This is a genomic window from Pseudomonas citronellolis (assembly GCF_029335315.1).
GTDB classification, from domain to species: domain Bacteria; phylum Pseudomonadota; class Gammaproteobacteria; order Pseudomonadales; family Pseudomonadaceae; genus Pseudomonas; species Pseudomonas citronellolis_A.
Genome location: NZ_JARJLT010000168.1, coordinates 1 through 11633, shown reverse-complemented (window position 1 = coordinate 11633; position 11633 = coordinate 1). Strand labels below are relative to the sequence as shown.

Genomic DNA, 11633 nt, shown 5'->3' with positions numbered 1-11633 from the left:
CATCCCAATAACCCCAGAGCCTTGCGCACATCGTGACCACCACCACTGCAACCAACTACTCACCCGCCGTCGCCGTCGGCGCCGCCCAGCGCGTGCTTGGCCTGCGCGACCTGTTCTCCCTGTGGTTCTCCCTCGGCATCGGCCTGATGGTGCTGCAGACCGGCGCGCTGCTGGCGCCCGGCCTGGGCCTGGCCGGCGCGCTGGGGGCGATCCTGCTCGGCACCCTGGTCGGCGTCCTGCTGCTGGCCAGCGCCGGGGTGATCGGCACCGACACCGGGCTCTCCGCCATGGCCTCGCTCAAGCTCAGCCTGGGTGGCCACGGCGCCGCGCTGCCGGCGTTGCTCAACCTGCTGCAATTGGTCGGCTGGGGCGCCTTCGAGATCATCGTCATGCGCGATGCCGCCAGCCTGCTGGCCGGCCGCGCCTTCGGCGAAGGCGGCGCCTGGACCAGCCCGGCGCTCTGGACCCTGGTGTTCGGCGCCCTGGCCACGCTGCTGGCGGTCGCCGGCCCGCTCGCCTTCGTCCGCCGCGTGCTGCGCCGCTGGGGCATCTGGCTGCTGCTCGCGGCCTGTGTGTGGCTGACCTTCGACCTGTTCCGCCGCGCCGACCTGGCCGCGCTCTGGGCCAAGGCCGGCGACGGCTCGCTGTCGTTCGCCGTGGGCTTCGACATCGCCATCGCCATGCCGCTGTCGTGGCTGCCGCTGATCGCCGACTACTCGCGCTTCGGCAAGCGCGCCGGGCAGGTGTTCGGCGGCGCCGCGCTGGGCTTCTTCATCGGCTGCTTCTGGCTGATGGGCCTGGGCGTGGCCTACACCCTGGCCTTCGCCCAGGGCAGCGACGCCAACGCCCTGCTGCTGGCCCTGGCCGGCGCCGGCATGGGCATCCCGCTGCTGCTGATCCTGCTCGACGAGTCGGAGAAGGCTTTCGCCGATATCCATTCGGCGGCGGTGTCCAGCGGCATCCTGGTGCCGCTGAAGGTCGAGCGCCTGGCGCTGATCATCGGCGTGTTGTGCACCCTGATCGCCTGGTTCGCGCCGCTGGCGCAGTACCAGAACTTCCTGCTGCTGATCGGCTCGGTGTTCGCCCCGCTGTTCGGCGTGGTGCTGGTCGACCACTTCCTGCTGCGCCGCCGCGCCGGCGCGGACATCCACCCGGGCCTGCGCTGGGGCTCGCTGCTGGCCTGGGCCGGTGGTGTGGCGACCTACCACCTGCTGGCCAACTACGCCCCGGACCTGGGCGCGACCCTGCCGGCGCTGCTGGTGTCGGGCGCGCTGCAGCTGGCGCTGGGGCGCTTCGGCGCGAAGGCCTGAGCGGCCTGACGGGCGATTCGCGGACGGAGTCCGCTCCTACAGGAAACACCATGCCTCAGGGTGAACTGTAGGAGCGGACTCCGTCCGCGATGCTCTTACTGCGCCCCGCGTCCGGGGAAGTAATACGGCTTCACGATGCCATTCAGGCGCGGATAGGGAATCTTCAACTCGGGGTGCCCGACCGAGTGCGGCGCGATGCGGTCGATGTCGTACTTAAGGGTTAGCGCGCCGAAGGTCAGGGCGAAGTGTGGGGTCTGCTGGAACGGCCAGTCCTTGATGAAGTTCGGGTCCTGCTCGACCAGCTTGTTCTGCACCACCCAGGCCTGGTGCGCCAGGCGCGCGTTGTCCCAGAACGCCTGCTCCTGGCCGGGCAACAGCACGTCCTGCAGCTCCAGCACCTTGTGCAGGCGGCGGTCGTAGTTGATGAAGGCGCGCCCCGGCTTGCCGTATTCGCCGCCGGTGAATGCGTAGCTGGACAGTTCGAGGATCACCAGGCCGTCATGCTGCTCGCGTACCTTGGCTTGCAGGTAACTGCTCCAGCCCGGCTCGGCGCCGTCGAGGAACTGCTTCTCGTAGCTGGCCAGGCTGGCGGCGCGCGGCGAGTCCGGGGTTTCCCGGGTGAGGTCGAGCAGCTGCTTTTCGATGGCTGCGTTGAGCGCCGGCTCGTCGTCGAAGCTCAGGGTGTCTAGATTGAACAGAGGGCACTGCTCGCCCTGGCAGCCCGGCTGCTGATGTTCGAAGCTGGTGTGGCGGGCGCTGAGCGGGTCGCCCAGGCCCGGGCCGAACAGGCTCTGGCAGCCTGAGAGCGACAGCGCCAGGGTGGCGGTGGCGAGCATTTTCACGAGGTGCATGGGATTCCTTCTTGCGTGTCCGGCGGGATCGGGCGCGCGGCTTCGACCAGGATCGCGCCAGCGGGTTCGCCGCGTCGCCGAGTGTAGCAGCGTCGCTGCCTTCGCCGCCGGGCGGTGGCTGAAAGAGGCTGCGTCGGGCACGGTGGCGCGCTAGGATGGCGCGAAGTTCAACCGATCAGCGAGAGCAGTGGGATGGCGGAAACCTTCAAGGCAGGCCCTAACGATGTGGAGATCACCCGGCGCGAGGAGTGCTTCCGTGGCTTCTATCGCATCGAGCGTCTGCACCTGCGCCATCGCCAGTTCGCCGGCGACATGGGGCCGCTGATCAGCCGCGAGCTGTTCGTCCGCCACGACGCCGTCTGCGTGCTGCCCTACGACCCGCAGCGCGACGAAGTGGTGCTGATCGAGCAGTTCCGCGTCGGCGCCATGGAGGCTGGGGTCAACCCCTGGCTGCTGGAGCTGGTCGCCGGGCTCATCGACAAGGACGAGGAGCCCGAGGCAGTGGCGCGCCGCGAGGCGGTGGAAGAAGCCGGCCTGACCCTTGGCGCGCTTTGGCCGATCACCCAGTACCTGCCCTCGCCGGGCGGCAGCAACGAGCTGGTGCACCTGTTCGTCGGCCGTTGCGACAGCGCCGGGGCGTCGGGCATCCATGGCCTGGAGGAGGAGGGCGAGGACATCCGCGTCCATGTCGTGGCGTTCGAAGACGCCCTGCAGGCGCTGCGCGATGGCCGCATCAACAACGCGGCGAGCATGCTTGCCCTGCAATGGCTGGCGCTGAACCGAGCCGAGGTCCGTGGGTTATGGGTGTGAACCTGCTGCGCGACCGCTACCGCGTCGATCTGGTCGGCCTGCAGGCCACCTGCGAGGCCAACTACCTGCGTCTGATGCGCCTGCTCCCGGACATGCGCGAAGTGCAATCGCAGCGCCGCGTGGCGCTGAGCGAGGGCGAGCGCCTGCTCGGCGTGCTGGCTCTGGAAGTGATCGAGGCCTGCCCCTATACCACCACCCTGCAGGTGCGCCAGGAACTGGGCCTGCCCTGGCTGCCGGCGCCGCGCCTGGAAGTGCGGGTGTACCACGATGCGCGCATGGCCGAAGTGATCGGCGCCGAGCAGGCGCGTCGCCTGCTGGCGATCTATCCCTATCCGAACCAGGCCATGCACCAGCCGGACGAGAAGAGCCAGCTCAACCTGTTCCTCGGCGAGTGGCTGAGCCACTGCCTGGCCTGCGGCCACGAGCTGGAGCCGGTGCTGCAGCGCTGAGCGGGTGAATGATGGCCGAGTGACATGATATGATGTCATTCGTCTGACAGGCCTCGGTCATACTGTGAACTGTGACTCTTTCCCGGTTTGCCCGATGGCGGGCCTGTCACCATACTTCCTTCACCGTCGTCGCCTCGCCTGACAGGAGAAGGCGCATTGCCTGCGAAAGAATCTTCCTCAAATAAGCCCGTACTGCTGGTGCAGCTCTCCGACAGCCATCTGTTCGCCGAGCCCGATGGCCGGCTGCTTGGCATGGACACTGCGGACAGCCTGGCGCAGGTCGTGAAACAGGTGCTGGATGAGCAGCCGCAGGTGGACCTGGTGCTGGCGACGGGCGACCTGTCGCAGGATGGTTCCGTAGAGTCCTATCGACGCTTCCTGGAACTCAGCTCGAGCATTCCGGCCCCGGCGCGCTGGTTCCCCGGCAACCACGACGAACTGGCGCCGATGCGCGAAGTCGTCGCCGACGCCGACCTGCTCGACCCGGTGGTGGACCTGGGCGCCTGGCGCATCATCCTGCTCGACTCGACCATCCCCGGCGCCGTGCCCGGGCAGATGGCCGCCGAGCAGCTGACACTGCTCGACCGCGCCCTCGGCGAGGCGCGCGACCGCCACGTGCTGGTGGCCTTCCACCACCACCCGGTGAGCATCGGCAGCCAATGGATGGACCGCATCGGCATCCGCAACCCGCAGGACCTGTTCGCCGTGCTCGATCGCCACCCGCAGGTGCGCTGCCTGCTCTGGGGTCACGTGCACCAGGAGTTCGACACCCTGCGTGGCGATGTGCGCCTGCTGGCCTCGCCGTCCACCTGCGTACAGTTCGCCCCCGGCAGCGAGGACTTCGGCGTGGACACCCGCGCCCCCGGCTACCGCTGGCTGCGCCTGCTCCCCGACGGCGCGCTGGAGACCGGCGTGTCGCGCGTCACCGGCATCGATTTCCAGGTGGATTACAGCGTCAGGGGCTACTGATCTTTCCGGCTTGCAGCCAGCGGCTCGCAGCTTGTAGCCTCCCGCTCCATGACCGACATCCTCTATATCCACGGCTTCAATAGTTCGCCGGCCTCGCACAAGGCGCGCCAATTGCTGGCCGTCATGGAGCGCCTGGGCCTGGGCGGGCGCCTGCGCATCCCCGAACTGCACCACCACCCCCGGCGCGCCATGGCGCAGCTGGAGGCGGCCATCGGCGAGCTGGAGCGACCCTTGCTGGTCGGCAGTTCGCTGGGCGGCTACTATGCGACCCATCTCGCCGAGCGGCACGGCCTCAAAGCCCTGCTGATCAATCCGGCGGTGCTGCCCCACGGTCGTTTCGACGGCTACCTGGGGCCGCAGAAGAACCATTACAGCGGCGAAGAATGGGAGCTGACCCAGGACCACGTCGACGCCTTGGCGGAGCTCCAGGCGCCGCCGCCGGTCGACCCGGATCGCTACCAGGTGTGGCTGCAGACCGGCGACGAGACCCTCGACTACAAGGTGGCGGCGGTCTTCTACCGGGCCTGCGCGCTGCGCATCGAGGCCGGCGGCGACCACAGCTTCCAGGGCTTCGCCCGCCGCCTGCCGGCGTTGCTGGCGTTCGCCGAGGTGCCGGCGAACCTCTGGCACGACCTCGATTTCTCCATCTTTGACTGACATCTTCTGACTGAAAAGGGACCCCATGGCCCAGCAGAACGCCTATACCGCAGAAGCCATCGAAGTCCTCTCCGGCCTCGATCCGGTGCGCAAGCGCCCGGGCATGTACACCGACACCACGCGGCCCAACCACCTGGCCCAGGAAGTCATCGACAACTCCGTCGACGAGGCGCTGGCCGGCCACGCCAAGAGCGTGCAGGTGATCCTCCACGAGGACAACTCGCTGGAAGTGATCGACGACGGTCGCGGCATGCCGGTGGACATCCACCCGGAAGAGGGCGTGCCGGGGGTCGAGCTGATCCTCACCAAGCTGCACGCCGGCGGCAAGTTCTCGAACAAGAACTACCAGTTCTCCGGTGGCCTGCACGGTGTCGGCATCTCGGTGGTGAACGCGCTCTCGACCCTGGTCGAGGTGCGGGTCAAGCGCGACGGCAACGAATACCGCATGACCTTCGCCGACGGCTTCAAGTCCAGCGACCTGGAAGTGGTCGGCACGGTCGGCAAGCGCAACACCGGCACCACCGTGCGCTTCTGGCCGGACGCCAAGTACTTCGATTCGGCCAAGTTCTCCGTCAGCCGCCTCAAGCACGTGCTCAAGGCCAAGGCGGTACTCTGCCCGGGCCTATTGGTCAGTTTCGAGGACAAGTCCAGCGGCGAGCGCGTCGAGTGGCACTACGAGGACGGCCTGCGCTCCTACCTGGTCGACTCGGTGGTCGACCTGCCGCGCCTGCCGGAAGAGCCCTTCTGCGGCAGCCTGGCCGGCAGCAAGGAAGCGGTTGACTGGGCCCTGCTGTGGCTGCCCGAGGGTGGCGAGTCGCTGCAGGAAAGCTACGTCAACCTGATCCCCACCGCCCAGGGCGGCACCCACGTCAACGGCCTGCGCCAGGGCCTGCTCGACGCCATGCGCGAGTTCTGCGAGTTCCGCAACCTGCTGCCGCGCGGCGTGAAACTGGCCCCGGAAGACGTCTGGGAGCGCATCGCCTTCGTGCTCTCGATGAAGCTGCAGGAACCGCAGTTCTCCGGGCAGACCAAGGAACGCCTGTCCTCCCGCGAGGCCGCGGCCTTCGTTTCCGGGGTGGTCAAGGACGCCTTCAGCCTGTGGCTCAACGCCAACCCCGAGCTGGGCCTGCAACTGGCCGAGCTGGCCATCAATAACGCCGGCCGCCGCCTCAAGGCCGGCAAGAAGGTCGAGCGCAAGAAGATCACCCAGGGCCCGGCGCTGCCCGGCAAGCTGGCCGACTGCGCCGGCCAGGACCCGATGCGCGCCGAGCTCTTCCTGGTCGAGGGCGATTCCGCCGGCGGCTCCGCCAAGCAGGCGCGGGACAAGGAGTTCCAGGCGATCATGCCGCTGCGCGGGAAGATCCTGAACACCTGGGAAGTGGATGGCGGCGAAGTCCTGGCCAGCCAGGAAGTGCACGACATCGCCGTGGCCATCGGCGTCGACCCCGGCGCCGCCGACCTGACCCAGCTGCGCTACGGCAAGATCTGCATCCTCGCCGACGCCGACTCCGACGGCCTGCACATCGCCACCCTGTTGTGCGCGCTGTTCGTCCGCCACTTCCGCCCGCTGGTGGAAGCCGGGCACGTCTACGTGGCCATGCCGCCGCTGTACCGCATCGACCTGGCCAAGGAGGTCTTCTACGCCCTCGACGACGCCGAGCGCGACGGCATCCTCGACCGCCTGCTGGCCGAGAAGCGCCGCGGCAAGCCGCAGGTCACCCGCTTCAAGGGCCTGGGCGAGATGAACCCGCCGCAGCTGCGCGAAACCACCATGGACCCGAACACCCGGCGCCTGGTCCAGCTGACCCTGGAAGACAGCGACGGCACCCTGGAAATCATGGACATGCTGCTGGCGAAGAAACGCGCCGGCGATCGCAAGTCCTGGCTGGAGACCAAGGGCAACCTGGCCGAGGTCCTGGCCTGATGCGCTTGTGGCTGGCCGCCCTGGCGGCCGTGCTCGGTTGCGCCCAGGCCTGGGCCGACGCGCCCGCCGTGGGGCAGGGCGCCGAGCTGCGGTTCCTCTCCGAGCACGCCGTGGAAGGCATGCACGGCGGCAACCTGTCGGGGCTGGCGCAGTGCGGCGGGGTGTTGTGGACGGTTTCCGACCGTGACGACGATCGTCTCTACAGCCTGCGTCCGGATGAAACGCCGGGCAGCGTCTGGCCGGCCGAGACCGAGACCTTCAACGCCCCCGGCCTGCCCGACAGCGGCCTGTCCTGGGGCGCCCGCGCGCGCACCTGGCTGTATGGCCTGCTGCGTGGCGGCGCCCTGGACTTCGAGGGCGTCAGCTGCGACGCCAAGGGCAACCGCTACCTGGTCAGCGAAGCCTACGCCGGCGTCCTGCAGGTGCCGCCGGCAGGCGCCGCGCAATGGCTGGAGCTGCCGCCGACGCTGCTGCGCCAGGCCCGCGCGGCCGGCCTGCTGATGGTCACCAACGCCTACTACGAAGGCCTGGCGCTGGACGCCGACGGCAAGCAGCTGTGGCTCGCCGCCGAACGCCAGCGCCGTGGCCTGCTGCACCTGCGCAACGACAACGGCAGCTGGAAATGCGACGGCGCCTGCGTGCTCTTCAGCGAAGGCGGCACGACCCTGCCGCCGCCCCAGCTGGGCAGCGACAAGCCACTGGCCCTGGATTTCTCCGACCTGTCGCTGTACCAGGGCAAGCTGTTCACCCTGGAGCGCCTGGTGCACCAGATCTGCCGGCGCGACCCCGCCAGCGGCGCCGCCGAGCGCTGCTGGTCGTTCGCCGAGGGCGCCCTGGCGCCGCAGCGCCGCTACGCGCTGCCCTACGGCGTGGCCGAGGCCCTGGTGATCGACGACAAGGGCGCCTGGATCGGCCTGGACAACGGCGACGAGCCGCGCGCCGATGGTGACGCGCGGCCCTACGTGCTGCGCTTCGCCGCTCCGGCGGAGGGCTGGCTGGGTGGCAAATGAGCGAAGCGCAACCCGGGCGCCGTCTCGGCAAGGCCATGATGCTGCTTGCCTGGCTGGCCGGCATTGTCCTGGCCACGCACTTCTTCGGCCTGTGGGAGGACCGCCAGCACAACCCCAACGCGCAGCCGCAGTCGCTGCACGGCGACGGCTATGTGGAGTTGCGGTTGCTGGGCAATCGCCAGGGCCACTACGTCTTCGACGGGCTGATCGACGGCTCGCCGGCGAGCTTCCTGCTGGACACCGGCGCCAGCGCCGTGGCCGTGCCGGAAGCCCTGGCTCGACGCCTGCAACTGCAACCCGGTGGTGCCGTCGACCTCGACACCGCCAATGGCCGGACCCGGGGTTGGCGCACACGCCTGCAACGCCTGGAGCTTGGCGACATCCTGCTGCTCGATGTGCCGGCGATCATCGTCCCGGGCATGGACGGCAACGAGGTGCTGCTCGGCATGAGCGCCCTCAGACAACTCGAATTCTCCCAGCGCGACGGCACCCTGGTGCTGCGCCAGAACACTTCCCCGTGAGGCACGCATGAGCGAAACCCTCGATCTGAGCCTGGAAGGCGTGGAGCGTCGCTCCCTCGCCGACTTCACCGAACAGGCTTACCTGAACTATTCCATGTACGTGATCATGGACCGCGCCCTGCCGCATATCGGCGACGGCCTGAAGCCGGTGCAGCGGCGCATCGTCTACGCCATGAGCGAGCTCGGCCTGGACGCCGACTCCAAGCACAAGAAGTCGGCGCGCACCGTCGGCGACGTGCTCGGCAAGTACCACCCGCACGGCGACTCGGCGTGCTACGAAGCCATGGTGCTGATGGCCCAGCCGTTCTCCTACCGCTATCCGCTGGTGGACGGCCAGGGCAACTGGGGTGCGCCCGACGATCCCAAGTCCTTCGCCGCCATGCGCTACACCGAGGCGCGCCTGTCGCGCTACGCCGAGACCCTGCTCTCCGAGCTGGGCCAGGGCACCTCGGACTGGGTGCCGAACTTCGACGGCACGATGGAAGAGCCGGCGGTGCTGCCGGCGCGCCTGCCCAACCTGCTGCTCAACGGCACCACCGGCATCGCCGTGGGCATGGCCACCGACGTGCCGCCGCACAACCTGCGCGAAGTGGTCAAGGCCTGCGTGCACCTGCTCGACCACCCGGCCTCGACCGTGGGCGAGCTGATCGAGCACGTGCCGGGCCCGGATTTCCCCACCGAGGCGGAAATCATCACCCCGCGCGCCGACCTGCAGAAGATCTACGAAACCGGCCGTGGCTCGGTGCGCATGCGCGCCGTGTATCGCGTCGAGGATGGCGACATCGTGGTCACCGCGCTGCCGCACCAGGTCTCCGGGGCCAAGGTGCTGGAGCAGATCGCCGCGCAGATGCAGGCGAAGAAGCTGCCGATGGTCGCCGACCTGCGCGACGAGTCGGACCACGAGAACCCGACCCGCATCGTCATCATCCCGCGCTCCAACCGCGTGGACGCCGACGAGCTGATGACCCACCTGTTCGCCACCACCGACCTGGAAAGCTCGTACCGGGTGAACCTCAACGTCATCGGCCTGGACGGCAAGCCGCAGGTCAAGGACCTGCGCCAGCTGCTCAAGGAATGGCTGACCTACCGCATCGGCACGGTGCGCCGGCGCCTGCAGTTCCGCCTGGACAAGGTGGAGAAGCGCCTGCACCTGTTGGACGGCTTGCTGATCGCCTTCCTCAACCTCGACGAAGTCATCCACATCATCCGCACCGAGGACCAGCCCAAGCAGGTCCTGATGCAGCGTTTCGAGCTCAGCGACATCCAGGCCGACTACATCCTCGACACCCGCCTGCGTCAGCTGGCGCGCCTGGAAGAGATGAAGATCCGTGGCGAGCAGGACGAACTGCTGAAGGAGCAGAAGCGCCTGCAGACCCTGCTCGGCAGCGAGACCAAGCTGAAGAAACTGGTACGCGACGAGCTGCTGGCCGACGCCGAGACCTACGGCGACGATCGTCGTTCGCCGATCGTCGCCCGCGCCGAGGCCAAGGCGCTCTCGGAAACCGAGCTGATGCCCACCGAGCCGGTCACCGTGGTGCTTTCGGACAAGGGCTGGGTGCGTTGCGCCAAGGGCCACGAAATCGACGCCGAAGGCCTTTCCTACAAGGCCGGCGACACCTTCAAGGCCGCCGCGCCGGGGCGCTCGAACCAGTACGCGGTGTTCATCGACTCCACCGGGCGCAGCTACTCGCTGGCGGCCCACAGCCTGCCGTCGGCGCGTGGCCAGGGCGAGCCGCTCACCGGCCGCCTGACCCCGCCGCCGGGTGCCAGTTTCGAACGCGTGCTGCTGCCCGAGGACAATGCGATGTTCGTGCTGGCCTCGGACGCCGGCTACGGCTTCGTGGTCAAGGGCGAGGACATGCAGGCCAAGAACAAGGCCGGCAAGGCCCTGCTCAGCCTGCCCAACGGCGCCCAGGTGATGGCCCCGCGGCCGGTCGCCGACGTCGAGCAGGACTGGCTGGCGGCGGTGACCACCGAAGGCCGCCTGCTGCTGTTCAAGGTCTCCGACCTGCCGCAGTTGGCCAAGGGCAAGGGCAACAAGATCATCAGCGTGCCCGGCGAGCGCGTGGCCAGCCGCGAGGAGTACCTGACCGACCTGGCGGTGCTGCCGCCGGGCGCGACCCTGGTGCTGCAGGCCGGCAAGCGCACGCTGTCGCTCAAGGGCGACGACCTGGAGCACTACAAGGGCGAGCGCGGCCGCCGTGGCAACAAGTTGCCGCGTGGCTTCCAGCGCGTCGATGCGCTGCTGGTCGAGTCGCTGTCTCAGGATTGAAACGCTCTGCGATACACTCTGCCTCTGGAGCTATGGCGCCGGTTAGGGGATGATAGGTCCCTTTGACACTGGCGCCTTGGCGCCAGTGTCGTCTTGTTTGATGGTTCTTGTAGCAAGTGACGCCGAACGTCGGCGAATTAACGGTGATGCACGATGAGCGCCCTGCGCGTCCTCGCATGTCTTTCCCTCGTCAGCCTCCTGGGGCTGGCGGGCTGTACGGTGAATCGGCCGACCCAGCTGTACCAGCTGGACGCCGGGGCGGCTCCGGTGCCGACCCGCGACAACGGCGTAGCCGTACTGCTCGGTCCGGTGCAATTGGCCGACTATTTGCAACGTGAATCCATGGTCCAGCGCCAGGCTGATGGCATCCTCAACCTGTCCACCGAGGCGCGTTGGGCCGGCAGCCTGGAGACCAACGTCAGCCAGTTGCTGGTGCGCCAGCTCTCCAGCAAGCTGGACACCACCCGCCTGGCGCTGTTCCCGGAACAGCCGGGGTTCACCCCGCAGGTGCAGGTGATGCTGACCATCAGCCGCCTGGATTCCGGCCCCAAGGAGCCGGCGGTGCTGGACGCGCGCTGGCGCCTGCTCGACCAGAAGGGCGAGCTGCGCGACAGCCGGGTCTTCCATGAGGAAGAAAAGCACGACGGCAGCCTGCCCGACCAGGTTCGCGCGCAGAGCGACCTGCTGCGTCGCCTCGCCGGCCAATTGGCCCAGGACGTGCGCCCGGTGGCGGTAGCCGCCGAGCAGCCGGCGCCGCAGCGCAAGCAGGCGCAGGCCGCCGAGCAGGCCGCCAAGCCCAAGGAAGAAGGGCCGAAGATGCCGCTGGTGGTGCCCATCCACACCAACGTCGAAGTCTTCCG

General features: G+C 68.5%; 11 protein-coding genes. 10 read left to right on the top strand and 1 reads right to left on the bottom strand.

Annotation, left to right across the window (positions count from 1 at the left end):
• Positions 1–32 precede the first annotated feature (32 nt).
• Positions 33–1310: a putative hydroxymethylpyrimidine transporter CytX gene (cytX, locus tag P3W75_RS13385; RefSeq protein WP_276227837.1), complete on the top strand. Its 1278-nt coding sequence runs from the start codon at positions 33–35 to the stop codon at positions 1308–1310.
• Between the two features lie 95 nt (positions 1311–1405).
• Here the strand turns inward: cytX and P3W75_RS13380 are convergent, their stop codons facing one another.
• Positions 1406–2161 carry an RsiV family protein gene (locus P3W75_RS13380; protein WP_276227836.1) on the bottom strand — a complete coding sequence of 252 codons (756 nt, stop codon included), beginning with the start codon at positions 2159–2161 and terminating at the stop codon, positions 1406–1408.
• Positions 2162–2353: 192 nt separating this feature from the next.
• Between P3W75_RS13380 and P3W75_RS13375 the strand changes: the two genes are divergently transcribed.
• The 9 genes from P3W75_RS13375 to P3W75_RS13335 all read left to right on the top strand — a co-directional run.
• Complete coding sequence (locus P3W75_RS13375; protein ID WP_276227835.1) at positions 2354–2971, top strand: NUDIX domain-containing protein; 618 nt, start codon at positions 2354–2356, stop codon at positions 2969–2971.
• Positions 2962–3420 carry a DUF1249 domain-containing protein gene (locus P3W75_RS13370; protein WP_276227834.1) on the top strand — a complete coding sequence of 153 codons (459 nt, stop codon included), beginning with the start codon at positions 2962–2964 and terminating at the stop codon, positions 3418–3420. Before P3W75_RS13375 ends, P3W75_RS13370 begins: the two co-directional genes overlap by 10 nt.
• A 156-nt stretch (positions 3421–3576) precedes the next feature.
• Positions 3577–4389, top strand: a complete 813-nt coding sequence (cpdA, locus tag P3W75_RS13365) for a 3',5'-cyclic-AMP phosphodiesterase (protein WP_276227833.1) — start codon at positions 3577–3579, stop codon at positions 4387–4389.
• 48 nt (positions 4390–4437) lie between these two features.
• Positions 4438–5046 (top strand): YqiA/YcfP family alpha/beta fold hydrolase, encoded by a 609-nt coding sequence (locus P3W75_RS13360; protein ID WP_276227832.1) that lies wholly within the window; start codon positions 4438–4440, stop codon positions 5044–5046.
• Between the two features lie 25 nt (positions 5047–5071).
• Entirely contained in the window at positions 5072–6970 is a 1899-nt protein-coding gene (gene parE / locus P3W75_RS13355) for a DNA topoisomerase IV subunit B (protein ID WP_276227831.1), read from the top strand.
• On the top strand, positions 6970–7980 hold the full coding sequence (locus P3W75_RS13350; RefSeq protein WP_276227830.1) for an esterase-like activity of phytase family protein: 1011 nt from the start codon (positions 6970–6972) through the stop codon (positions 7978–7980). Before parE ends, P3W75_RS13350 begins: the two co-directional genes overlap by 1 nt.
• The gene (locus P3W75_RS13345) at positions 7977–8501 is read left to right on the top strand and encodes a retropepsin-like aspartic protease family protein (RefSeq protein ID WP_276227829.1); all 525 of its coding nucleotides are present in this window, start codon (positions 7977–7979) and stop codon (positions 8499–8501) included. The genes P3W75_RS13350 and P3W75_RS13345 overlap by 4 nt, the downstream gene beginning before the upstream one ends.
• 7 nt (positions 8502–8508) lie before the next feature.
• The gene (gene parC / locus P3W75_RS13340; RefSeq protein ID WP_276227828.1) at positions 8509–10773 is read left to right on the top strand and encodes a DNA topoisomerase IV subunit A; all 2265 of its coding nucleotides are present in this window, start codon (positions 8509–8511) and stop codon (positions 10771–10773) included.
• A gap of 153 nt (positions 10774–10926) precedes the next feature.
• Positions 10927–11633: PqiC family protein (locus P3W75_RS13335; RefSeq protein WP_276227827.1), on the top strand; the 707-nt coding region annotated here is incomplete at its 3' end.

Coding starts and splice junctions, on each gene's coding strand:
- P3W75_RS13380 (WP_276227836.1), bottom strand. CDS start 2,161: ATGCACCTCGTGAAAATGCTCGCCACCGCCACCCTGGCGCTGTCGCTC.
- P3W75_RS13375 (WP_276227835.1), top strand. CDS start 2,354: ATGGCGGAAACCTTCAAGGCAGGCCCTAACGATGTGGAGATCACCCGG.
- P3W75_RS13370 (WP_276227834.1), top strand. CDS start 2,962: ATGGGTGTGAACCTGCTGCGCGACCGCTACCGCGTCGATCTGGTCGGC.
- P3W75_RS13360 (WP_276227832.1), top strand. CDS start 4,438: ATGACCGACATCCTCTATATCCACGGCTTCAATAGTTCGCCGGCCTCG.
- parE (WP_276227831.1), top strand. CDS start 5,072: ATGGCCCAGCAGAACGCCTATACCGCAGAAGCCATCGAAGTCCTCTCC.
- P3W75_RS13350 (WP_276227830.1), top strand. CDS start 6,970: ATGCGCTTGTGGCTGGCCGCCCTGGCGGCCGTGCTCGGTTGCGCCCAG.
- P3W75_RS13345 (WP_276227829.1), top strand. CDS start 7,977: ATGAGCGAAGCGCAACCCGGGCGCCGTCTCGGCAAGGCCATGATGCTG.
- parC (WP_276227828.1), top strand. CDS start 8,509: ATGAGCGAAACCCTCGATCTGAGCCTGGAAGGCGTGGAGCGTCGCTCC.